17 protein-coding genes are annotated in these 24,182 nt (G+C 39.4%); 1 reads left to right on the top strand and 16 read right to left on the bottom strand.

Annotated features, from left to right (window positions below; all coding sequences use genetic code 11):
* Positions 1–64 precede the first annotated feature (64 nt).
* The 8 genes from D1013_RS07315 to D1013_RS07280 all read right to left on the bottom strand — a co-directional run bounded on the left by D1013_RS07315 (position 65) and on the right by D1013_RS07280 (position 13,614).
* Positions 65–1,309, bottom strand: coding sequence for an efflux RND transporter periplasmic adaptor subunit (locus tag D1013_RS07315; RefSeq protein ID WP_121850653.1), 1,245 nt, complete (start codon positions 1,307–1,309; stop codon positions 65–67).
* A 16-nt stretch (positions 1,310–1,325) separates the two neighbouring features.
* Positions 1,326–5,729 (bottom strand): CusA/CzcA family heavy metal efflux RND transporter, encoded by a 4,404-nt coding sequence (locus tag D1013_RS07310; RefSeq protein WP_121848233.1) that lies wholly within the window; start codon positions 5,727–5,729, stop codon positions 1,326–1,328.
* A gap of 117 nt (positions 5,730–5,846) precedes the next feature.
* Positions 5,847–6,155: a DUF6660 family protein gene (locus tag D1013_RS07305; protein WP_121848232.1), complete on the bottom strand. Its 309-nt coding sequence runs from the start codon at positions 6,153–6,155 to the stop codon at positions 5,847–5,849.
* Between the two features lie 118 nt (positions 6,156–6,273).
* Positions 6,274–7,950, bottom strand: coding sequence for a DUF6035 family protein (locus D1013_RS07300; RefSeq protein ID WP_121848231.1), 1,677 nt, complete (start codon positions 7,948–7,950; stop codon positions 6,274–6,276).
* A 5-nt stretch (positions 7,951–7,955) separates the two neighbouring features.
* The gene (locus D1013_RS07295; RefSeq protein ID WP_121848230.1) at positions 7,956–8,834 is read right to left on the bottom strand and encodes a HEPN domain-containing protein; all 879 of its coding nucleotides are present in this window, start codon (positions 8,832–8,834) and stop codon (positions 7,956–7,958) included.
* Positions 8,835–9,461: 627 nt separating this feature from the next.
* On the bottom strand, positions 9,462–12,440 hold the full coding sequence (locus tag D1013_RS07290; protein WP_121848229.1) for a TrlF family AAA-like ATPase: 2,979 nt from the start codon (positions 12,438–12,440) through the stop codon (positions 9,462–9,464).
* A gap of 122 nt (positions 12,441–12,562) precedes the next feature.
* A complete protein-coding gene (locus D1013_RS07285; RefSeq protein WP_162987827.1) occupies positions 12,563–12,808 on the bottom strand; it encodes a hypothetical protein in 246 nt (81 codons plus the stop codon).
* Positions 12,809–12,885: 77 nt separating this feature from the next.
* Positions 12,886–13,614 carry a trypco2 family protein gene (locus D1013_RS07280; RefSeq protein WP_121848227.1) on the bottom strand — a complete coding sequence of 243 codons (729 nt, stop codon included), beginning with the start codon at positions 13,612–13,614 and terminating at the stop codon, positions 12,886–12,888.
* A 502-nt stretch (positions 13,615–14,116) separates the two neighbouring features.
* Between D1013_RS07280 and D1013_RS07270 the strand changes: the two genes are divergently transcribed.
* Entirely contained in the window at positions 14,117–15,097 is a 981-nt protein-coding gene (locus D1013_RS07270) for a bile acid:sodium symporter family protein (protein WP_121848225.1), read from the top strand.
* A gap of 103 nt (positions 15,098–15,200) precedes the next feature.
* Here the strand turns inward: D1013_RS07270 and D1013_RS07265 are convergent, their stop codons facing one another.
* The 8 genes from D1013_RS07265 to D1013_RS07230 form a co-directional block, all read right to left on the bottom strand.
* The gene (locus D1013_RS07265; RefSeq protein WP_121848224.1) at positions 15,201–16,238 is read right to left on the bottom strand and encodes a hypothetical protein; all 1,038 of its coding nucleotides are present in this window, start codon (positions 16,236–16,238) and stop codon (positions 15,201–15,203) included.
* A 287-nt stretch (positions 16,239–16,525) separates the two neighbouring features.
* Positions 16,526–18,544, bottom strand: coding sequence for an NHL repeat-containing protein (locus D1013_RS07260; RefSeq protein WP_121850652.1), 2,019 nt, complete (start codon positions 18,542–18,544; stop codon positions 16,526–16,528).
* A 195-nt stretch (positions 18,545–18,739) separates the two neighbouring features.
* Entirely contained in the window at positions 18,740–19,273 is a 534-nt protein-coding gene (locus D1013_RS07255) for a 1-acyl-sn-glycerol-3-phosphate acyltransferase (RefSeq protein WP_121848223.1), read from the bottom strand.
* Between the two features lie 64 nt (positions 19,274–19,337).
* A complete protein-coding gene (locus tag D1013_RS07250; protein ID WP_121848222.1) occupies positions 19,338–20,465 on the bottom strand; it encodes an iron-containing alcohol dehydrogenase family protein in 1,128 nt (375 codons plus the stop codon).
* Between the two features lie 64 nt (positions 20,466–20,529).
* Positions 20,530–21,231: an HAD family hydrolase gene (locus D1013_RS07245; protein WP_121848221.1), complete on the bottom strand. Its 702-nt coding sequence runs from the start codon at positions 21,229–21,231 to the stop codon at positions 20,530–20,532.
* Positions 21,222–21,935, bottom strand: coding sequence for a 3-deoxy-manno-octulosonate cytidylyltransferase (gene kdsB / locus D1013_RS07240; RefSeq protein ID WP_192466559.1), 714 nt, complete (start codon positions 21,933–21,935; stop codon positions 21,222–21,224). Before kdsB ends, D1013_RS07245 begins: the two co-directional genes overlap by 10 nt.
* A 91-nt stretch (positions 21,936–22,026) precedes the next feature.
* The gene (locus tag D1013_RS07235) at positions 22,027–22,599 is read right to left on the bottom strand and encodes a DUF4126 domain-containing protein (protein WP_121848220.1); all 573 of its coding nucleotides are present in this window, start codon (positions 22,597–22,599) and stop codon (positions 22,027–22,029) included.
* Between the two features lie 140 nt (positions 22,600–22,739).
* A complete protein-coding gene (locus D1013_RS07230) occupies positions 22,740–24,173 on the bottom strand; it encodes an ATP-dependent DNA helicase (protein WP_121848219.1) in 1,434 nt (477 codons plus the stop codon).
* Between the last annotated feature and the right edge of the window lie 9 nt (positions 24,174–24,182).

Raw genomic sequence — 24,182 nt, 5'->3', positions numbered from 1 at the left:
ATTTTCAACTAACTAATTAAGACGATAACAAACCCGGAATCAAAACCTTTATCTATATTGTTGTTTAATGTCCGTGCTCCAGTTCGCCCTTGACCATTTCCGAAGAAAGGGTGTAGGCCCCGTTTGTTACTATTTTGACATTTTCGGGCGTTCCTGCAGGCAGGTTTACTTCTACAAAACCCAAGTCGTTGACCCCTGTACTCACGGGAATGCGTTTATATTTCATTTTATTTTCTTCTGGTGCCCCATCCTCATCCACGATAAAAACATAGGACTGTTCGCCTTCTTTGACAATGGCTTCCTCGGGTACTGCAAAGCCCGATTTCTCTCCCTGCACGATTCTTCCTTCTGCATACATTCCTGGTAAGAGGTCGCCATTTTTGTTATCGATATCCGCGTGGACGTGCAGGGCTTTTGGATCTTCCTCAAAGGTTTTACCTATCGAGTGCACTTCTGCAGTTAACAGTTCATCCGGTTTCGAGGCAACGGTAAAATGGATTTTTTGACCTACCTGAACCTTTGGGATATCCTTTTCATACACTTTAAGGTCCAAATGGAGTTCTGAATTATCGCTAACCGTAAACATTTTTGATTGTGGGGCCACATAATCCCCCAGGCTTACCATTACTTCATCCACAAAACCGGATATAGGTGTCGATATGGGTATGGCCGAGTAGATCTGTCCTTCTTCCACCTTGGAAGGATCGATACCGAGCAAGCGCAATTTTGATTTTAGGCCGTTGACACTTGAGGTAGTGGAACGGAACTTTGACTGTGCCATCTGAAATTCCTTCCCGGAAGAAACGCCTTTGTCGTACAAGGTCTGCTTTCGCTCAAAATCCTGTTTAAGGAAAACGAGTTCATCGTTTTTTTCTTGGTACTCCTGTTGCATACTGATAATATCGGGATGTTCCAAATAGGCCAAAACCTCTCCTTTTCGCACTTCATCTCCTTCGATTACTTTGATGGAACGTACATTTCCGCCTACGAAAGGACTAATATTGGCCCTGTCCTGAGGATATAGCTCAAGCCTTCCGGTTACCTTGATATTGTTACCGAGGTTTCTTTTTTCCAAGGTTCTGGTCTCCAGGTCAATGGTCTCTATTTGTTGTGTAGAAAGTACTACAACACCTTCTTCTCCTTCTTCCCCGTGGCCGCCTTCCTCTTCGCCGTGGGCTTCTTCCCCACCTGCTTCGGTTTTTGATACACCTTCAGCTTCATTATGCCCAAGTTCAGATTTTGGGGCATCGTTACAACTCATGAACATAAGTGTAAATAATACGGTGCTTATTAAGATTATATTCTTCATTTTTCCTTTTTTAAGATTATAGATTGCCCAATTGATATTGCAGCTCAATGGCCTGCTGGTTATACTGATTTATAAATTGTAGATGGTTTTGTTTGATTCTTATGGCACTGTTCAGGATCGTGATATAGTTCACATAATCGATTTCCCCTTCCCTTGAGGCCAGTTCCGCCGTTGCTATCTGTTCTTCCGCCAAGAGCAAAGCCCCTTCTTGATAATAATCAAGCGTCTTTTGGGTCTTCTCCAAGGATTTTAAAAGTTGGGAAACCCTACTTTCGGTTATGGCCTTCTGTTCCAGATACTGATTTTCGGCTACCATTGCGTCTGCTTTGGCGGCTTTGACCCTGGATTTTTGAGGGAAGAACCAGAGCGGAATGCTGATACCCGCCTGATAGGTGTTGAACCCTGATACATCGTCTACGATCTGCCTTCCGTACGTGAGGTTGAACTGGGGCAGGAACTGTGATCTTTCCACGCCCACGTTTGCTTTGCTCACTTTGGCATTTTGCAGTGAATATTGCAATATTGGGTTGTCGGCCACTGATGTGGAATCCAAAACGGCCCGATAATTTAGCGGTGTATAGGATCGGCCCACCGTTTCGATGTCTTGGTTTATACCCAAATATTGCTTTAGCGCGCGCTTTGCAATCTCGATATCGTCATAGGCCTGTTGTCTGAGCACCTGTATCTGTTGATACTCCGAGGACGCCGCAATAAACTCCAGTTTTCCGGTTTCACCCGTATCGTAACGTAGTTCCGCGGCCGTCCTGAAATTGGCGTAAACACTGTCCAACTGTTCCGCGAAGCGCAATTGTGCCTTGTTATAATTGATACGGTCATAGGCCTGCATCACGTTACGGATCAACTGTTGCTCGTTGAGGGCATAGAACTTTTCGCCGAGCTGAACACGCTCTTTATAGAACTTGGATTTTGAAAACCCAGAGAGCAAATCAACATTTTGCTGCTGCACCCCGATCGTGGTCTGTACCCCGGGCAGGTCATTGCCATATTCTTCCTTGCCCGTAAAGATTTGGGTATTACCCAGATCGAAACTTGTTCCTTTCATCGCCTGCTCGCGCTCGATAAAAGCCTGGCTTTCCTTAAGCGATGGATAATTCTGTTTTGCTAGGGAAATAGCCTCCTCCAATGTTACGGTCTGGGCGATTCCACTTTCCTGTGCATTTACTGTATTGGAAGTGAAAAATCCTCCCAAGCACAATAGCACCACCAGAACTGTTGTGCTTTTGTTGATATAGCTTGGATCATCTCCTTTACCGTTACGCTCTTTGCGGGCTTCCAGCCAATAATATAATACCGGAAGGACAACAAGCGTTAAAAACGTTGCCGTAAGCAATCCGCCAATAACGACGGTTGCCAATGGTCGCTGCACTTCAGCACCTCCCGAGGTAGAAATCGCCATTGGTATAAAGCCCATAATAGCTGCCGTTGCCGTCAACAAAATTGGGCGCAAGCGCTCGTGAGTTGCCTCGTATATGCGTTTTTTTAAGTCTGTCATTCCACTTTCCTTTAATTCATTGAATTTGTTGATCAGTACCAATCCGTTCAATACCGCCACTCCAAAGAGCACGATAAAACCGACACCTGCAGAAATACTAAAAGGCATTCCCCTTATCCAAAGGGCAAATACACCACCAATAGCTGCCAGCGGTACTGCCATATAAATCATAAGTGATTGCGAGAACGAACTCAGCGCAAAGTAGAGCAATATGAATATTAGGAAGAGTGCAATGGGCACTACGATCATCAATCGGTCGGTCGCACGTTGCAGGTTTTCGAACGAACCGCCATAGGTCACAAAATAACCAGGTGGCAATTTTACTTGTGCTTCCAGTTTTTGCTGTATTTCCTCGACCATTGATTTTACATCGCGCCCACGAACATTTACCCCTACCGAAATACGACGCGAGGTATTGTCCCTTGAAATTTGCATCGGGCCAGGTTTGTAACTGATTTCCGCCACTTCTTTTAAGGGTACTTGGTTGCCGCTGGGCAGGTCTATATACAGATTTTTAAGGTTGTTGATATCCTGTCTAAATTCCTTTGCCAAACGAATGACCACATCGAACCGTTTTTCGCCTTCAAAGATTACACTTGCCTGCTCTCCAGCAAATGAAGCACTCACATAATCATTCAGCTTATTAACCGTTATACCGTATTGTGCCATTTTCGCGCGATTGTATTCCACTGTCATTTGTGGTAAACCGCTCGTGGCCTCCACATTGAGGTCCGCTGCGCCGGGAACGGTTCTGATGACGGCGGCGATTTCTTGCACCTTGTCAGCTAACACATCCAAATCTTCTCCGTACAATTTTATAGCCACGTCCTCCCGAACACCTGTAAGCAGTTCATTAAAACGAAGTTCAACAGGTTGCGTAAATACGAAATTTACACCGGGTACTACTGAAATTTTTTCCTGTATTTTTTCTATGAGTTCTTCCTTGCTATCTGCTGAAGTCCATTTACTTTTATCTTTTTCAAGAATGATGTAACTATCGGCTATGTCCATAGGCATTGGGTCCGTAGGGATTTCGGCCACGCCAATCCTTGAAACTACTGTTTTTACTTCTGGAAATTCATTGATTAAATTTTGAAGTTTTTTTGAAGCCTCAATGGATTCTGTAAGACTGCTCCCCGGTTTTATCAAGGCCTGAAACGCAATATCGCCCTCATCAAATTTTGGGATAAATTCGCCACCCATATTGCTGAAAATAAATCCTGCAATCAACAACAACCCGACCGCAACAATAACGACACCAGCCCTAAACCGAAGCGCGAAATTGAGAAACGGTACATACGCCTTGTTTAAACCGGACATTATTTTATCACTGAACCTATCAATCTTGTTTTCAAATTTGGCAAACCAACTGTTCTGATTTTTAGCAGGTTTAAGGAACATTGACGAAATCATTGGCACGTAAGTAAGACATAGGATAATCGCTCCTAAAACTGCAAATCCGAAAGTAAATGCCATTGGACGGAACATTTTTCCTTCCACACCGGTCAAAAAGAGAATCGGTGTAAATACAATAAGGATAATAAGCTGACCGAAAAATGCCGAATTCATCATCGTACTCGCCGATTCATAGGCGATTTCATCCATTTCAGATTGGCCAATGGCGGTTGTGGTTTTTTTCATCCGTTGATGAATGTGGAATACCATTCCTTCCACAATAATCACCGCACCATCCACAATGATCCCAAAATCGATTGCTCCCAAGGACATTAAATTTGCCCACACACCGAATTGTTTCATCAAAATAAAGGCAAAGAGTAATGATAGCGGAATTACCGACGCCGTAATCAAACCGCCACGGAAACTTCCCAAAAGCAGGACAAGCACAAAAATCACAATCAATGAACCTTCAATAAGGTTTTTTTCAACGGTGCTTGTGGTCCTTCCAATAAGTTCACTTCGGCTTAAAAATGGTTCAATGTAAACGCCTTCTGGAAGTGATTTTTGAATTTCATCGATACGCTTTTGTACATTATCTATAACAGTGCCAGGACTTTCGCCTTTCAGCATTAAAATTTGTCCGCCAACAGTTTCGTGTCCATCTTGGGTAAACGCACCATAGCGCACTTGATTCCCGTAGCCCACTTTTTCGGCTACATCCCTAACTAAAACAGGGCTACCGTTCTGTGAGGTAACAACCGTATTTTCTAAATCGGCTAGACTACGAGCCAAACCTTCGCCGCGGATAAAATTTGCTTGGTGGTTTTTCTCGATATAAGCACCGCCCGTGTTGGCATTGTTCACTTTCAGGGCTTCAAAAACCTGATTCATTGTAATGCCAAAACTTTTTAGTTTATCAGGATTTATGGCCACTTCGTACTGCTTAACATAGCCACCAAAAGCATTGACCTCGACAACTCCAGGCACTAATGCCATTTGGCGTTTAACAATCCAATCCTGAATGGTACGAAGCTCCATAGCATCGTAATTATCTTCGTAACCTTCTTTTACCTTTAGGGTGTATTGAAAGATTTCTCCCAAACCTGTAGTAATGGGGGCCATAAATGGCGTACCAAAACCTTCGGGAATTTCCCCGGCGACTTCGGTTAATTTCTCTTGTACCAATTGCCGAGGAAGATAGGTGCCTGCTTCGTCCTCAAAGACGATGGTAACCACGGACAGTCCAAAACGGGATACTGAACGCAGCTCGATAACGTCAGGAAGGTTGGCCATTGCCAACTCAACAGGGTACGTTACAAATTGTTCAATGTCTTCAGTTCCTAAATTTGGTGCAACTGTGATAACCTGTACTTGGTTATTAGTAATATCGGGTACGGAACCCAGATTTATAGTGGCCATAGACCAAATGCCCGTGCCCACAAGAGCCACTATAAAAAGCCCAATAATGAACTTGTTATTAATGGAATATGAAATGATTTTGTTAATCATAGAAAGAGATTTAATTCAGTTTAAACTTCGCAATACAAGAGATGCAATGCATTTATGATGCGATGCTTGCTTTGAAAAGCATCACGTTAGGACATAGCTATCCTTAAAAAAACTGAATTAAGCTCTAGGTGGTTGTAATACTGAAGATACTACTCCATCGGAAACGCTCTCGAAGTGCGAGAAGTTTTCCTGTGAAATAGGATTTGGTAAGGGTGTGAAAGCGATTATACCAAAATCAATCGTATGTACGTGACAGCAATGGCATTGGCAGAATGGGGAACACAGCTCACAATCTTGATCGTGGTCGCCATCATAGTCCATTACCGAAACGACCTGGGCATCGTCTTTAGCCGTTCCCGAATCGCCACAGGGCACTACATTGAGTGCCAAAAAGTAAAAGGACAATATGATTGTTAAAAATTTCACGGTACAAAAATATAAAAAAATTGATGCAACGGCTATGCAAAAACTTGAAAGACTGAAGAATTGGCAATTTATGATTACGCATCAAAACACAAGAAATAATCCTTTGGTGCTAATTCAACTACCATACAGATTCATCATGTTTCAATTCAGGATATAGGGTATTCAGTAAAGGTATACAATCAACTTTCTGCGTTGGATTCGTAGCACGGAAATTTGTCAACTTTTTTTGAAAGGTTTTCTTTTTGTCCAAAAGCATCAATTTTTCCCAAATACCATATTTCTTAAAGGCTTTTTCGATATAACTCCAATAGTTTGTATAACTATGTATAGCATTGTTCGCAAAAGCTACCCATTGATTCTTTTGATATCGGTATCCAATAATCTCATTTCTTTTTGCACTTTCAATTATACAGATAAGAGGTTTATGTTCGAAAAGTTCATCTATCACATAACAACCACTAAGCTCATTTGCCAAATGAAAAACTATTAATGTCGATTCGTATTCAATAGGGTCTGTTTCGATTTGGGCCAATATTGCTTCGTCCTCTTTCTTTAAGTTATATCCTTTTCGGATAAGTCTTCTTAAAAGCCACATCTTATGCTCAATAGCTATGTTTTCAAACATAGTTGCAAGAAGCGTTTTGTCGTCTTTGGATTTTTCGTTTAAGTCGATTTCCAAATATGAACTATCAATCATGTGTTCCAAGAAACCGATATGACCCTTTTTTGCTATTGAAAACCAATGGTGAATTCTTGGTTGACCATCTTTAGGTTTAAACGCATCGGATTTATTTAATATCGATAGTTCGAATTCATCTAAATTTTCCATTTGTTCTTCGATGGAAGAAAAATTATACCCTTTGTTTTTCCATAAGAATCGCAGGTCATCGATTATAGAGTTTGCTTTTTCTTCAGCCACTACCTTCTTTCGACGCTCTTGATTTTTGACTTCCTCTTCTCTTTCCTTTTGAAGACGTTTGGCATGTTCTTTCTCTCTAACCTTGAGCTTTTTCCCATAGTCAAAATAATAAATCTGATAGGATTCAACATTGAACTTGAGTTGTCCAAGACTGACGGATTTTTCTATCCATTTACTGAGCAATTTATTATCCTCCGTTAGAAATGGATATTTGTACGTACACAGCAATCTAAAAGGTTCTGAAGCTTCATCCAGTTTGAAAAAGTTTTGAAAATCCGTAAGATATTTGATATCGCGTTCCATTTGTCGCTGGCCATGAACGTCAAAATCATCCAATATCCAAATCAGAAAAACTCCTTTCCGTTTGTAAAAATCATGACGGTCATAAATGTAGCGCAAGGATAAATCGGATAGCTGTATTTCGAAAACGAGTTCTTTGTCCAAATATTTACAATACACGTCGGGCCTACGTTTTTCATTTCCAATAGAAATAAAGGTATTATCTACGCAGATGGAATCAACACCATCTAAATTGAAAAGTTTCTCGGCTATTTTGTTTTTAAGTGTTTTATGCCTTGCACTTTCTTTTCCACGATAAAGCTGTGCCAATTGTTCCGTTTCCTCTTGCGATAGGTTGGCCTCCTTTAAGTAACAGAACGCCGCATTTGGTTGATGCTTGAAATGTAATCTGTCATACTTACTACCGGAAACGTTCAATTTTTGGTCACACTCGCAACAGTAGAGTTCCACTTCATCCCTATGATACTGCCTGCGAAGCTCAAATGAATTTTTAGCGGTGTCAAAGACGTCATCGGCTTCCAGAATCTCCCCAGAAGTTTTGTCAAAAGCTACTTTTATACTTCTTTGAAACGACATCTCTATTATTGGGCAATTATAAGGTTCGAAAACAAGTTTTGTAACTCATGTTTATTCCCATTCATTTTCTCCAATCGAAGTATCGCCTCCTTTAAACATTCCATAAAATCCAATTGTTTCTGTACAATTGGTAGTTCTTTAGTATAGATATCCTCAGGATTGACTCCGTTTTTGGGATATCTTGTCCGCGAACTATGTTGAATGGTCAGTAAGGCGCAAAAGTAAAATGTATGGTCTATAAATATAGAATCAAATTGAATTGGTATCAGGTGATGCATTAAATTTTGAAAATACATTTGCGACTTTTTTTTATCCGCAAGCATATTCAAAATTTCCCTTTTTGTTTCCAAAGCTTCCTTCGTACCTAATTCCCCAAAGTATCTTGCCATGGCCTGCATTTGTGACCTAAGTATTGAATTGCTATTTTCCGGAAAGGCATATTCAATGGTTTCTAAGCCCGTTAGGATTTCTAAAACGCCATCCAGATCTTCCAATGTAAAATTAACCAAGTCGCAATTTTTCAATCTGTCTATACCACAAATGGCCTCGGAAATTGATTTATGGTGTTTGGCAAAGCTCTTATTGGAAAGCGGCTCCAGATCTTTCGGCATTGGATAGCGTTCAAGAAGCTCTATTGCGGCCTTCATTTTTTCTTCTTTTTGCACCATAATCTTTCTTGGAATTTTAAATTGATCGTGGGATGTCTCCTCGATTTCCTTTTCGGTAAAATCGCCAGAGAAAAGAGCCGCAGCTTTATTGGCTTTCTCGCTTGCCTGTTGGAACAGAAAATATGAATTTCTATACTTTCCGTTTCGGTGGAGCAAGATGGCAGATTCCAAATCATTAAGAGCGATATTTAGCCATGTATTGATTATTGTTTGCATAAGAGGTGTACGTGTAACCTGAATGATATCTATAAATATATTGATATTTCTTTCAGTTAATAATCTATAAGCCAATATGTCAATGTACTTTCTTGAATTTACTTCTCATAGATGAATTTGTTTAAGGAAGCTTACTATATTTATTCATGAAAAATCTAAATAAATCCTTTGAAACAAGACTTTTTTATAATACTTTTACCGTATATAAAACCGCATACAGCGTATGTATTTTATAAAAAAAAGCGATTATTAACTCGCTGTCAATTAAAGAGTTATGAAACCGCGGGATAGAGCAGTAGGTAGCTCGTCGGGCTCATAAACCGAAGGTCACTTCTATGAGTCTGTAAATGTCCGTTCTATCCATGGAGCAAATTTTGACTTGCCTTAAGGAACACAAGAAAGTTCCGAATTACGAAAAACTATTTGAAGTTGACAAAAAACTTCTAAAGCCAAAAAGAAAATTCTTTCCCATTTCTTTATGTAAGACCAGTTCTAAAAAGCTTAAGTAAATCTATTTTTTGAGCCATCATCGATGCTATTCATGTACGAATAAAGTGGATTAGGATTTAGTATTCTTTTTGCCAACTCATCAATACCATTCCGTTACTTAACATGAGAAATAAAAAATCAAATAGAAATTCTCAACCTTTTTGCCCGTTCTTCAAATGCACGTTTGCCCCCTTCTAGAATGTTGCAAACAGCATTTCGAATTTGGGGGTTTTCCAATCCTCCACTTTCATATGCAATGTCTGGAAGAGAACCCATTTTGTGCTCTCCTCTAGAGGCGACAATGACCTGATCTGCATCAGTATTGACAACAAGGTTAGCATTGTGAGTGACTATAATTATTTGCCTCCTGTTTTTGGCTTCTTTAAACCTATCGACCAATTCGTCAAAGATTGATTTAGGATCAAGATTTTCCTCTGGTTGATCAATAATCAATGGCCGTTCATCATCAATATCTATCGATAGATAGAGCAACAATAGAACAATCCCTCTCGTTCCCGGGGAGAGCTGTTGCACATCGACTCCTTCATATTGGAGACCATAGTTCACACTCACATGGCCAATACTATATAACCAGTTGGAAATCTGATCGTACCAATATTTTTTTGTTTCCCGATTTTTTCTAGCATCTTCGAATGCATGCTTCCAAAAATCTGGCCCATATTTTGATCGAAAATCCGCCATTGCTTGAGCAATTTCCTTGCAAGAACCTGTTTTCCATACTTCTTCGAGTTCTCTTTTGATAATTTCTGTAAGGGTGCCAACACCCTTAAAGGGACCTATTCTCGATCTATCGATCAATCTCTCACCGGATTCAGCCCATTGTTCAATATTTACAATGCGCCTTACTGAAAAAGTCAATTTGGACAGGGTGCCATCCTGAGAACTAAGCCTCTCCTGCAAAGGGCTGTATAATTTGGATAATAGCTTTTCTTCCTTTTCAATTTGTCCGATCAATAGCTCATAAGTGCTCTTTCGTTTAAGGAAAAGCTCTTCAATTTTTTTTGGAGCGGCTTCCGCTTTTTCTATTTCCTTGTCTCTTTGTTTGAGTGCCGACTCTAAAACGGCTATTTTATTGGAGAGGTCCGTATACTTTTTTCGTTTCTCATTATCTACTCCAATCACTGCTTCCAAACGCCGTTGTTCTTTAATAAGCAATGAATAAGTATTCGAGGATAAATTATCGTAAGAACTCAAATAGGCCTCTGTTTTTTCATTAACTTTTTCCACCTCATTTTCAGTTTGGCCTTTGTGCTTCTTTATCTCCTTTCCTACTTCAATCAACTTTTCATTCAATAGAGATTTGACATCTCCCTTATAGGTTAAAGTGAATTTTTCCCATTGTTCGTCGGTCAGATCGGCTTCTGCATATTCTTCTTTAAGAGCATTAAGTTGAACTAGCGAACTATCATTTTGAAATTGTTCAGCCTCCTCCCTTAAACCTTGGAGTTTTAATTCTTTTTTTTCAAATCCTGCGATCAATTGAGACTTTGTCTCTGCGGCTTCACGAACCTTGTCAAGTTTTTCAAGAACCTCTTTATTGTCAGATGGAGTGAGTTTTTTCCGGTCCTCCTTCATCCTAGTTATAGCATCATTTTCTATAGTCCTTTTCTTTTTCAACTCTTCGATATTGCGTGCCAAATCATCTTGAACAGATATTTCATCACCAATTTCTTGAAGCAGTTCCTGATATTTGTCAATACCGCGTCTAATGGACTCTGTTTTAATTTCTCTTAATTCCTTAAAAGACCTTGTTCCTAGGCGTTCATCCACACCATGGGCATCAAAAATAACCTGTTCAATCGCATTAACAAGTTCATCGGCCAGCCCATCCGAAGAGCAGAGATATTCAACAAACTGTTGAGATAAATAGCGAACTCTGGGCTCTTCACTCTCGACTGGTAATTTTTGAACATCCACGGGAAATTCCTGGTGTTCTCCATTACCCCAGTTAATCGTGCTTGTTGTTTCTGTTAGAAGTTTTTGGGCCCGTTCAAGGAATGATCTCTTTGTATGGCTTTGGTCGACACTTCCCGCCCCAGCGGCTATCATTTCCACCAATGCGGTTTTACCTGATCCTCTAGCCCCAATGATTGCAACCAATCCCGAGTTTATACCTATCTCCTGTGTTTTTAACCAATCTGCATTTTTAACACTTACTTTTTCAATTGTATGGGAAGGATAGCCATCACTTGGTATTTCCTTCCCAATATAAACCCTTCTTTCAGGTTCAAAACAAATCTGTCGTAAGGTCTCAAATTTTAAATCACCTCTAATCCAACAATAGCGGTCTAAATCAGGGTTTCCTACGTGCTCCAAATCATGGGCATCGCTCCCATGTAAACATGGTTTAAGGCCGTTGTACTTCTCAATGATTGCTTCTTTGGAATCTGTCCCTTTTCCACACCAATATTCCCTATCACCTGGTCTACCAGAAAACACAATATGTGCCATGCGTTGAAGTTCTTCCCTTAACGCTTTTAGTCCATCCTCCTGAAGTTGAGCAGTACCATCCCCTTTACTTGCGGGAATTGCGACTAAAATGTTCTCACGCGCCCATTTATGATTACTGAAAGCCTCTTGAAGATTGTCAGATGAAACCTTGAATTGTTCTATGCCTGTTTTTAACAAATGCTGGTTATCAGTAGTTTTCTTTAAATAGGCAGCGCCCAATTTGATTAGTTCGTCATTCGTGCAACCATAGATTTCACTATCATACTTAAATTTTAAATCCCTAAGAAATCTCTTTGTTTTGTCAATGTGTTCAGGATCTTCTGGACTTACCAATAAATGCAAATTTATCGGAGACCCTTTTCCTGCATTAACGGCAAATCGAAGTTCTATGTTAGGAAAAAGTAGTTTTACATTAGGTAATTTTCCGGCATTGAAAATTGGCAAGATTTTCTCATAACCGTCAAGAACGTAGTATTCGGTAATACCTAAAGCTTTAATCGGAGGGGAAGAAATGTTTATTCTTTGGACAAATTCATCCAATGCATTTTCACCTTTGTAATTATCGTTCTTTAGTGTCCCCGGAATATGGATATGAGGATCCCACCTATGCCAAATTGACCCAATTGGGTTAAATATTTCGTTCATATATATTCTTTCAAAATATGATTGGGCCTCATCACAAAATACCAAGTATCCAATTAACAAACAAATAGACAAGAACTTCTACCGAATATAAATTTAATTGAAGTATAATCAAATTATTCGCTTCAAAGTGTTTTAATGCTTTCAGCAACTGTTCTTAATCTTTTTCTCCAATCTTCAATTTTATCTGGACAATACTGATACAACCCAAGTTCACTATAAGCCGATGCTATTTTAATTTGCCCTTCAATTTCTTTTTTGACTTTATCAGCGGAATCTAGCCTTAATGGTGGAGCATTCTTAAATAATCTTTCATAAGCCTCAACAGTACTTTCAAAAATTTCGCAAGCTTCCTTTGATTGCGTATCCATTGTCATTGTAATTTTTATTTTTATCCCTTGAGTCGTAAATTGGATGCTTTTTGTGAAAATATGGCATAATGCATATTTTAACTAGGGTCTTTGCCAAAAGTCACTTTTACAGTTTGAACATTTTTTCGTTTCAGGTTTCCGCTTAAAGAGCCCGTTATTGGAGTAATTTTGAACTCTCCACTTATGCTAGACTCCTTTTCGACAACAAAACTGACTTCTACTTCCAACTTTTGTGTTTTAAAAGCTTCAGTTATAATTTCCTCAGCGTCTTCATCAGATATATTCTCTAAATTTTCATATTCTAAAATATTAAATAGGACAGTTTTATCTTTCAAATCAGATGTTAACTCCTTTATTGCTGTTGAGGAAACACAGTTTGAATATGCTTGGGAGACAATAAGATTTCTAATAATATTAAAATTCTCAGTGCTTTCATCTCTCACTTTATCCATCAATGGACTAAAAATCGTGTCCCTAACAAAAGTTATTACAGATTTGTTTATTTTCCCTTTTTTCTTTTTTGATGTTATTTTAAACAGAACTAGGTTTAATTCAATTCCCGCCTCTCCTTCCGATGTCCCTTCAAGGGTTATTGTTGCACTTGTAAAAGGAGGTAGACAGTCGTCCAAGTCCTTTTCGCTTGCGTAAACCGCCCTACGGATATCCTCTACAAGCAAACGTATTGGTTCACTATTTTTCCTGAGTTCGCGAAGTCTTTCTTCTTCTGTAAACCGGCCATATTGAGCTGAAATTGGTACTGAAAAAAAGCAAAAAATGAGAAATAAGAGTAGAACAGTAGCTTTCATATTCGATAATTTTTAAATATTCAAAAAATTAGGAAAGCCGATTTTAGGGTAAGAAATACACACACCTCATTTCGAGTGGCTTTCAAAATGGGGGAGTTCTCCAATTTAGAAAATTTATTTGAAACCCCATTACAGGAAATCCTTATAAAAACTGTGGTTCTCCCCTATGTATATCTGCAAATGAATGCCCCGCATTACTTCAATCTTTTTGAAATTTTGATTATCATTGGGGAGAATAAAGTAATCACTCATTAGAATTATTTCTCAAAACCGAACTAATACCGAACTAATGAAATTAAAATTACATATAATTAATTCAATATCAATTATTTAAATTAAAATAGGCGATACACAGAACGTGTATCATACCATGAAAGAGTAAATTTGGTTCCTAGATAAAGAAATTAAAAAAGGTCGCATAAATGCGACCTTTTTTGATGGTCATTCTTTATTCAGGTATATTAAAATAATAATACAACTCCGCTCAAAGGAGCTAGCATAGATGAAGATTAGAATAGATTATTTCGTTGTCGGTATTTTTATCGTCATTCTTTTGGCCTATCTGTTTCCAACATTGGTTTCCGAAGAAAATGTTTTTCTGCTAAATAAAATAAGTGCCATTGGCATTTCTCTTATCTTCTTCTTTTATGGACTAAAACTGAGCCCGGCAAAATTAAAATCGGGTTTAGGTAATTTTAAGTTGCACCTACTTATTCAAGGAGCTACCTTTTTACTATTCCCCCTACTCATATTACCGTTTAAGCTACTTATAACCACTGAAGAACAAGAAACGTTTTGGCTGGCTTTCTTTTTTCTGGCCGCCTTACCTTCAACAGTAAGCTCTAGTGTAGTGATGGTATCTTTAGCCAAAGGGAACATTCCAGCAGCTATTTTCAACGCCAGTATTTCAGGGATCATTGGTATTTTGGTAACCCCTCTATGGATGGGATTATTTATAGATAATTCAGAACTCAATTTTGACTTGACCGATATCTATACCAACTTAATAGTTCAAGTTTTGCTTCCCGTCTTTTTGGGCATGGCCTTGCAGCGATTTTTGGGTGCTATAGTGCAAAAGAACTCCAACAGGCTTGCGACTTTTGATAAGGCCGTTATTCTATTGATTATCTATAAGAGTTACGTTAAATCTTTCAACGATGGCCTATTCAATGGTGTTTCACTTTTTGACCTGTTGCTCTTGCTAGTTGGTGTATCGGTACTTTTCACAATTATTTATTTGCTGATTCGCCAGATATCGAAGATTCTCCGATTTTCAATGGAAGATAGAATTACCGCTCAATTCTGCGGAACAAAAAAGTCATTGGTACACGGAACCGTTTTTTCAAAAATTTTATTCGGGAATATGGCCATTCAAGGTGTTATTCTTCTTCCTTTAATGGTTTTTCACATTCTACAGATGATTATCATCAGTGCCATTGCATCTAGATATAAAGATAGACCTGTAGAGGCCAACCGAGGGTAAATTTTCGTTAAGTCATTCCTCTATAATTTATCATAAAAAAAGCGCCCCTTAAAGGGCGCTTTTTACTACTACTAACTAAAAACCTAAACAACCAATTATTTTATTACTGCATATTCGAATAAAAGTACAATGATGAAGCCTTTGACAAATTATTATTGACCGAAGGAGCAATATTTCCACCGGCATCGGCATCGGTAAAAGCCATCACCCTACCGCCTCCATTAGCAGCCTCGGCAATAAATACCGTGTTGGACGCCGCATCGTATTCAGCAGCTACAGGATTACCAAGATAAGTGCTAGAACCGGCGATTCTTGTTTGATTATTGGCAACCGCCATCGTACCACCGTTGGCCACAGCATCAAACTTTGAGGTAAAATCAGTTACGATATGAAAACCTCCATCACTATCAGAGGCGGCATCACCAACATCTGTCAAGATCATGGTACCATTATCATAAGCAATACCGTGTGTTCTTACAATACCCTCAATGGCAATTCGCTTAGAGGCAGTTATAGCCTCGTCGGAAGTATTCATAGCAGTGAATTCGGTAAATACTGCCAACTCACTCGTTTTATCGACAACCGCATATAAATCATCACCAACCATTTCTATACCCCATAGCGCAAAATCAGTCGTTACAACATTTCTTAAGGTCAACTCGCCATTCGATCGGGTATAAATGAAGATTCTTCCGTCAGGTGTTGCCTCATTTCCATCAACATCGGCGTTATCAGAAACAATTACAAAATCATCATTTACCGCAATATCTCTAGGACTTTGTAAATCGGCAGAACTAGAAATTGAAGCCGTAATCGTCCCACTTAGCCCCAGAACCGAAATGTCGGAGAATACATCAAGCTGGTTTGATGAACGTGAGGCCTGAATTATCTGGTCGGTATCATCATCATAGTAAATACCTTCAGCAGCCATATCACCGGTAACCAAAGTACTTACTTCGCCGTTAGACATATTGTAAATTGTTACATTACCGTCAGTGTTATTTGAGGCGAACAATTGAGCGGAAGTCATATCGCCTGGTTCTTCCATCATATTGTCACCATCGTCATTATTGTCGCAAGCTGTTAGAAGTAAAGATCCAACAGCAGCAAAATATCCAAATTTTAAAAATTTCTTTTTCATAGCAATCTATTTTATTTGCCATACCTACGTAATGATGTTCGAAGGGTTTTAAAGAAAATGTTAAAATCAACTTTGTAAGAACGATGGTAGTTATTTATAAATCAGAGTAAGCTACTCTAAAAAAATTCCTATTACGTCATCTTCAAATATTGGTAAGTTTATTCCTCTAATTCTGAAATTAAACAAGCTACTCATTAAATGATTTTATTTTTCTTAGGCCTAAAAATCATTAAGAAAAAAATCCGGCTTCTTTTGAAAGCCGGACTAAAACTAATTTATTCGTTTTCTTAATTGTTATAAAGATAAATCGAGGATGCTGACATTAAATTATTGTCAACTGTGGGGGCCACATCACCGCTAATATTTAACGCGTCTGAAAAACCTAGTATTTTTCCGTTACCAACCTCTGCAACAAATACTGTTTGTGTTTTGTGGTCATACGCAATATCGATAGGGTTACCCATCATGGTAGACGCTCCTGCCACTCTACTTTGACTGGACATTGGAATTGAAGCCCCATTATCTACATCGCTGATTACCCATGTAAAATCTTCGATTACATGAAACCCGCCGTCAGAAGTTACATCAGCCGCATCACCTATATCGGTCATTACCAGAACATCTGATGATTCGCTGTAATCAATACCATGTGTTCTAACTATGCCCTCAACGGTTACTTGCTTATCTGGGGTAACTGCGCCGTCAGATGTATTCATACTAATGAAGTCGTTAAAAACGGCCAAATCACTCGTATTATCTACTACTGCCAACAAATCATCTCCCATAAAGGTAATACCCCATAAGTTAAAGTTTACCTGAAAAGTGTTTTGTAATGTGAACGATGAGCCATTAAACGTGTATACAAAAAGTTTATTCTCACCATTATCGGCAACCACCACGTTGTATCCGGAAACGGCAATTTCCCGTGGACTTGATAAGTCTGCACTGCTCATAAATGCGACCTCTAGCGAAGCTCCGTCTGTCAAGTCAGAAAAACCACTATAATTTTCTAGCATAAGGTTAGAACGTGATGCTTGAAGAATTTCATCATAAATTGGAGAATAGTAAATACCTTCAGTTGCCATGGAGGCTGTTGTAACAGTCTTAATTAACATTCCCATACCGTCGTAAACAGAGATATCACCATTTGCCGTGCTCGTTGCATAAAGAGTCGTCTGTTGACCCATACTCTCTGACCCTAAATCATTATCTGTCTCATCACTTGAAAAGTAAATAGAAGAAGCTGACTCTAAATCTTTGTTAAAGGTCGGCGTTAAATCGCCTCCATCTCCAATGGAGGTGTAACCTAGTACCTTTCCATTACCAATTTCAGATACATACACCGCATCAGTTTCTGAATCATAAGCCACATCGATAGGATTGCCCATCAACGTAGATGGCCCCGCAACCCTAATCTGCATACCAACAGGTAAGACATCTCCGTCAGATAGCGCATCGAATTTGGAGGAAAACTCCTTTATGACGTGAAATCCTCCATCGTCAGTCGTATTAGCGGCATCACCAATATCTGTCATTATCATGGTATCATCTGAAGCACTGTATGTTATACCGTGAGTTCTCACAATACCTTCTACTTTAATTCTTTTGGAAGGCCTTAATACACCGTCTTGAGCATTGGACTCAAAATCATAGAATACCGCCAAATCACTAGTGGTATCGACCACGGCATATAAATCTTTACCTTTGAAGGTTATTCCCCATACCGGAAAAGTAATATCTAATGTCGCAGTTAAAGAAAAACTATCGCCGTCTTTATTGTAGACGAAAAATTTATGTGAATCGTTATCGGCAACTACATACGTAGAGCCATTTACGGCCAATTCCCTAGGGCTTGCCAAATCCATTGCTCCGCTGAATGCGGGTGTAACATCTGAATCTTCCATTAGCATTGAAATTTCTTTAAATGCCTCTAACTGTAAACTAGATCGTGATGCCTGTACTAATAAGTCTGCTTCTTTGTCATAATATATACCTTCAGCAGCGTCAGAGGCCGTTCTGTAGGTTATGGCCGAATCTCCGGTAATACTGTACTTTGTGATATCTCCGTTAACATTATTGGTCACGAAGAGTTCTGTTCTCCTTCCCAGTTCCATTCCATCTTCGCAGGGTGTACATGAACCCCCACAATCGATTCCCGTTTCATCACCGTTCATAATACCATCGGTACACGTAGGCATTTCTTCACCCATCATACCACCATTATCATCGTCATCACACGAGACCGCCAAAAATAGTCCGAAGGAGACTACGAAGCCCACCATCGGTTTTACAAAATTCTTTTTCATAATCATTTAAGTTTTTAGTGTTCAATTAATTAACCACCATAGCTAATCAACTATACTTACGTAACTTTTCGAAAAAGGTTTGATTTTAAAAAGAATATTTAATAATTGGAAGCAAAAATTTTATTTGGAAAAAAGAATTTTTGATATGTGACAGTAATTAATTTTCTGTCAGAACAAAAATTATAGATATATCATTCAGTGATGATACCCCTCTACCCCTTCAAAAAACTGGTGATATTCGGCAAGATCAGCTTCTTTGTGATTGGTAGGAATTAAGGGAGAAGAAAATTTCACTTGCTTTTTACCGAAATCGAAAGCTACCAGCACAATGGGTACTTCGGCCGCCTTTGCTATAAAGTAAAACCCGGTTTTCCAACGATCCACTTTTTTTCGGGTTCCTTCGGGAGATAAGGCCAATCTGAATATCGACCTACTTTTGAAAATCTTGACCGTGGCCGCTACCGTGTCACTTTTCTTGCTTCTATCTATCGGCGCCCCTCCCATCCATCTAAAAAACCATCCAATCGGCGAATCAAATAAACTCTTTTTACCAATCCAATTAATCGGTTCGTTCAAGACCGCCCTTACCAATACCCCAAGAAAAAAATCAAAATAGCTAGTATGCGGAGCAACGGCAATGACCATTTTATTGATATGCCCTGGAAAAGCACCGACCATTTTCCACCCTAAAACTTTATAAAAAATAAACTTGACCAGCTTCTGTGACATGAATAACTAGATTGATATGACTAAGAACGACCCTTTGCAAAAAGGTACCATTTCAAGGCAACTTCTAAATCTTACGATAAATAGACTCTAATTTGGCAGGTGTGATTATTTCTTGCCATTTTGGGCCTAGAGCATTTTCCCACAGAGGTTTCATTGATAGAGATACCCTAATCATGGTTTGAAAATCACTATCTGAAAGCTGGGAACAGACGCCTTCAGGCATTCCAATATCATGCTTATGCTGCATAATTTTAAAAAGGCGAACGCCTTCGGGATAAAATTCTTCAAGATGCTGAAAAACGAGGCAATTGCCAAGACCGTGTCTGACACCAAGTAAAAAACCCAAACCATAGCTCATCGCATGGGCCACACCAACCTGGGAATAAGCTATGCTCATGCCCCCGTGCCATGAAGCCATCATTAATTTATCGCGTGATTCTTGAGCCGACAAATCGCCTAAATAAACCTCTTTACATAGTTCAAGGGCCTTTTCACCATAGCTTTGGCTAAAAGCGTTCAAATAGGTACCATCCAACGATTCTATACAATGAATAAAACAATCCATACCGGTGTAAAACCATTGCTCTTTTGGTACGCCCTGCGTTAAATCAGGGTCAAGAACCACTTGATCAAAAGTGGTAAAATCAGAATTAATGCCCAGTTTTTTCTGGGGGCCTAGAAGAACGGCTGTACGAGAAACTTCTGCACCTGTACCACTAATAGTAGGTATACCCACATGGTAGATGGATGGTTTATGAACGAGGTCCCAGCCTTGGTACAATGAAGAACTTCCCTTATTGGTCAAAAGTATGGAAACGGCTTTTGCCAAATCCATGATGGTGCCACCACCGATACCTACAATTCCTGAAGGTAGCTCACCATAATCGTTCTGTATTTTGCCAACCAGCATATCGACCTGTTGGGTCTTGGGCTCTTCATCCGCCGAAATAAAAATAATTTGATCGTTGAACAACAAAGGTATTCGGGAAACCAGTGCCTTGCCCTCGAAAACATCATCGACCAAAAAAATAAAAGGAGCATCGGAATGCCTTCTTTTGGGAAGTAGAATATCGGCCAGCTGATCAAAACTGCCCTTGCCAAAAATAACCCGTGGAACCATTGGGAAATTCTTATACATTGTCTTTTTGGCAACTGCTATTTCAGGCACTCCCAAATGCTTATTGTACTCCATATAAATTATTTAAGCTAAATCAATCCTCCACAAAAAAAGCGCAGGAAAAACTGAAAGATAGCAACTATTTCAAATATTGAAGAATATCGGTCAGCTTACTAATTTTCAAATAATCGTATTTATCATCTTCTACTTTGACCTCTTCGTGTTGCCAAGTTGTATGAAAAGGAACGTGAACGGCATTGGCGCCTATATTCAATAAAGGAAGCACATCTGATTTTAAGGAATTTCCTATCATCAAAAATTCTTTGACATCAATCTGAAGATGCTCTAAAAGGTGTTTGTAATTTTCTTCTTTCTTATCGCTCAAAACCTCTACGTGATGAAAATATTCAGATAAACCGGACTTTTCGAGTTTTCGTTCTTGATCCAATAAATCTCCTTTGGTCAGAACAATCAAACGGTATTTATTCTTTAAGGCATCTAAAACCTCGGTAACACCATCCAATAATTCTACAGGGTGCCCCAACATTTTTTTTCCCAAATCAAGAATCTTCGAGATGGTCTCTTGAGACACTTGATTGTTTGAAAGGTCAAGGGCAGACTCTATCATGGAGAGCATAAAGCCCTTAATACCATACCCGTATAGGTCAAGATTTTTGATTTCCATCTTGAACAGTTCTTGATCTATCTTATTCTTGGTCTCGTACCCCTCTAGCAAATCGGCAAAAGCTTCTTCGGTATCACGAAAATAGGTTTCGTTTACCCACAGGGTATCATCGGCATCAAAACCGATTACATTCACCTTGCTGTAGTCTATTTCCATGCTTTTTGGGCTTTTTCCAGGTCGTCAGGGGTATCGATTTCAATACCGGTTACCGAAGTCTCGACCATTTTAATTTTCTTACCGTATTCTAAATATCGAATGGCCTCTATTTTTTCTGTAGCTTCCAACTCGAGCATTGGAAGTCTATAAAAGTCCATCAAAGCACTTTTTCTAAAGGCATAAATACCTTTATGTTTAAAGTATGCCGCTTTTAAATCTGTATTTCTAGGATAGGGAATAGGCGAACGAGAAAAGTAAAGGGCAAAATTTCTATGGTCTACGATTACCTTTACCGTATTCGGATTCTTAATTTCCTCTTCATCATCTATTCGAACCATTAATGAGGCCAGATCAATTTCTTTCTCGCTATCGGTTTCAAAAACTTGTAGTACCCCCTTTAAACTCTCTCGGTCGGTAAATGGCTCATCTCCTTGAACATTAACAATAATATCGACCTTCATATCTTCGACTGCCTCGGCTATGCGATCGCTACCGCAATCATGCTCTTTCTTACTCATAAGAGCCTTACCCCCTGCTTGGGTGATCGTATCGTAGATGACGGGACTATCGGTAACTACATAAACCTCATCAAAAAGTTCTGTTCTAACTGCGGCTTCATAGGTTCTAAGAATCACGGGTTTTCCGGAAAGATCCTGCATCAGTTTGGCAGGAAACCGTGAGGCCGCATATCGGGCCGGAATCATTGCAATTATTTTCAAAATCGCTCTCTTTCTTTTAATGAATGTTTCAAACGGAAATATGAAAAACTTCAATCTCCATATACTTCTGACACAACTACTTTAAATTAGTCTTTGGTCGCAATCTTCGGTAGATCCTAAAAATGATGACCAAAATAAAAATCACCAAAATGGCGGCCAATATCGGCATAAATATCGATGCCGTGGTGACAACCATCGCAGCACCAGTTTCAACAGTGGACACTACTGGGTTACCCAACCCGCCTGTCGTTGCACTGGAGGCCAAACGACCTGTCGCTCCCGCTCCCTTAATTGCCGTAGCTGTGCCTCCGCCCGCTATAATCGCCAAACACCAAGTAACCAATGGGTCTAAATTGGCAACTGTAGAAACCATTACCGCGGTGCCGGCTATAGCCGCCAACGGAACGGCAAAACTATCTAAAAGATTATCAACCCAAGGGATAAAATATGCAAAGATTTCAACAACGGTGGCAACGCCCAATGTAAGTACAGCGGCCAAACTACCGATCCAATGCCAGTTGTCATTTAATTGCCACATATCGAAATAAGCCGCAAGACTGAGCGCAAAAAGTGGTAAAAACACCCTAAATCCGACCGATGCGGCCAGCCCTATGCCCAAAAAGATACTGATGATGGTTTCTGAAGTCATTTGTGTGAAGTGACAATAAATATTAGAACACCCGACCGAAATTCCAAAGAAGCACGGAAAGCTTTGTCAAATTAAATCATACAATAGCGAACTTTTATTCAACTACCTCATTACTTTAATATTACTAAGTTAACTTTTTCTTAATCAAGAAAAAAATCACTTTTAAACCCGATAAGGTATAACTGCTTTTTTGCACGGGTTACGGCCGTATACAACCATCTTAAGTACTCTTTATCTACACCATTCGACATATAAGGTTGTTCTACGAATACCGTATTCCATTGCCCACCTTGCGATTTATGACAGGTGATGGCATATGAAAACTTCACTTGTAGTGCATTGAAGTATTTATTGTTTTTTACGCCCATAAACTTTCTGTATTTAGAGGTTTCATGAGCATAGTCTTTCATCACCTCTTGATAAAGCCTATTACCATCATCATAAGATAGCGATGGGGTAACCGATTTGACCGTGTCGAGTAGTAATACGGTCTCAAAGGGCCGTTGATTGGGGTAGTCGACCATTTTAACCTTGACTTCTGCAAACCGAAAGCCGTAAAGTGATTTAAAGGCAAAAATTTCCAGAACCTCTATAATATCACCATTGGCTATAAAACCAGCCTCTGTATTGGGCTTTAACCAAAAATAATTGTTTTTGACAACCATCATATAATCGCCCACAGCTAATTCATTTTCCAGAAAAAGAATTCTACTTCTGATATTTTCATTGTAAAGATTAGCCCTTTTATTCGACCGGACGATAAAAGCAGTTTCTTCTTTTCCGTTCTCAGAATACGAACTATCGATAGCTTCTTGTATTTCATGACCATCGATCAATCGTACGATATCCCTAAACCCAGATACATTAAATTGAAATCCGTCATAAAAACTTGAATGTAATTGTTCGCGCAGAAGGGTTGCATTGGCCAGAATACCAGAGTCACCGGCCTGCCTTACCACTTCATCCATTTCCAAATCGATTACCTCTTTATTGTAGTTAAGGGCCAATCTATCGGAATCCAATGCAGGGCTCAAGTCCAAATGAACCGGGGGCAATTGCGCAGTATCACCTATCAAAATCAATTTGCAGTTATGCCCCGAATAAACGTACATTAACAAATCATCTAATAAGGCACCATTTTCAAACAGCTTTGAATCGACCGGTGCGTCGGGAATCATTGAGGCTTCGTCTACTATAAAAATTGTATTTCTGTGCTTGTTAGGCGCCATAACAAACTGCACCCCACCGGCACCTTGTTTTTTAGGGAAATAAATCTTTCTATGTATCGTAAAGGCTTGGGTATTCGAATAATTTGCCATTACCTTCGCGGCCCTACCTGTCGGCGCCATTAATACAGCCTTCTGTTTAGTATTCCACAGACTATTGACAAGTGTACCGATCAGAGTGGTCTTACCGGTACCTGCAAAACCCTTGAGCATGAAAACCGTATCACTATTTTTTGAGAGTACGTAGGCCGCCAGTTTTTGAAGGGCGGCAGACTGTTTTATCGTAGGTTCGTGAGGAAATTTTTCAACTAATATTTTATAAAAAGAAGCGTCTGTAAGGCTTGCCATAGGGGCCAA

This window comes from Euzebyella marina, assembly GCF_003687485.1.
In the GTDB taxonomy this organism is placed as follows: Bacteria; Bacteroidota; Bacteroidia; order Flavobacteriales; family Flavobacteriaceae; genus Euzebyella; species Euzebyella marina.
The sequence above is the reverse complement of the archived record's forward strand: the minus strand, read 5'-3'. Positions and strand labels throughout refer to the sequence as shown.

Excerpts from the sequence above, each read along its gene's own strand:
- D1013_RS07315 (WP_121850653.1), bottom strand. The coding sequence starts at position 1,309 with ATGAAGAATATAATCTTAATAAGCACCGTATTATTTACACTTATGTTC.
- D1013_RS07310 (WP_121848233.1), bottom strand. The coding sequence starts at position 5,729 with ATGATTAACAAAATCATTTCATATTCCATTAATAACAAGTTCATTATT.
- D1013_RS07300 (WP_121848231.1), bottom strand. The coding sequence starts at position 7,950 with ATGTCGTTTCAAAGAAGTATAAAAGTAGCTTTTGACAAAACTTCTGGG.
- D1013_RS07295 (WP_121848230.1), bottom strand. The coding sequence starts at position 8,834 with ATGCAAACAATAATCAATACATGGCTAAATATCGCTCTTAATGATTTG.
- D1013_RS07290 (WP_121848229.1), bottom strand. The coding sequence starts at position 12,440 with ATGAACGAAATATTTAACCCAATTGGGTCAATTTGGCATAGGTGGGAT.
- D1013_RS07285 (WP_162987827.1), bottom strand. The coding sequence starts at position 12,808 with ATGGATACGCAATCAAAGGAAGCTTGCGAAATTTTTGAAAGTACTGTT.
- D1013_RS07280 (WP_121848227.1), bottom strand. The coding sequence starts at position 13,614 with ATGAAAGCTACTGTTCTACTCTTATTTCTCATTTTTTGCTTTTTTTCA.
- D1013_RS07270 (WP_121848225.1), top strand. The coding sequence starts at position 14,117 with ATGAAGATTAGAATAGATTATTTCGTTGTCGGTATTTTTATCGTCATT.
- D1013_RS07265 (WP_121848224.1), bottom strand. The coding sequence starts at position 16,238 with ATGAAAAAGAAATTTTTAAAATTTGGATATTTTGCTGCTGTTGGATCT.
- D1013_RS07260 (WP_121850652.1), bottom strand. The coding sequence starts at position 18,544 with ATGAAAAAGAATTTTGTAAAACCGATGGTGGGCTTCGTAGTCTCCTTC.
- D1013_RS07255 (WP_121848223.1), bottom strand. The coding sequence starts at position 19,273 with ATGTCACAGAAGCTGGTCAAGTTTATTTTTTATAAAGTTTTAGGGTGG.
- D1013_RS07250 (WP_121848222.1), bottom strand. The coding sequence starts at position 20,465 with ATGGAGTACAATAAGCATTTGGGAGTGCCTGAAATAGCAGTTGCCAAA.
- D1013_RS07245 (WP_121848221.1), bottom strand. The coding sequence starts at position 21,231 with ATGGAAATAGACTACAGCAAGGTGAATGTAATCGGTTTTGATGCCGAT.
- kdsB (WP_192466559.1), bottom strand. The coding sequence starts at position 21,935 with ATGATTCCGGCCCGATATGCGGCCTCACGGTTTCCTGCCAAACTGATG.
- D1013_RS07235 (WP_121848220.1), bottom strand. The coding sequence starts at position 22,599 with ATGACTTCAGAAACCATCATCAGTATCTTTTTGGGCATAGGGCTGGCC.
- D1013_RS07230 (WP_121848219.1), bottom strand. The coding sequence starts at position 24,173 with ATGGCAAGCCTTACAGACGCTTCTTTTTATAAAATATTAGTTGAAAAA.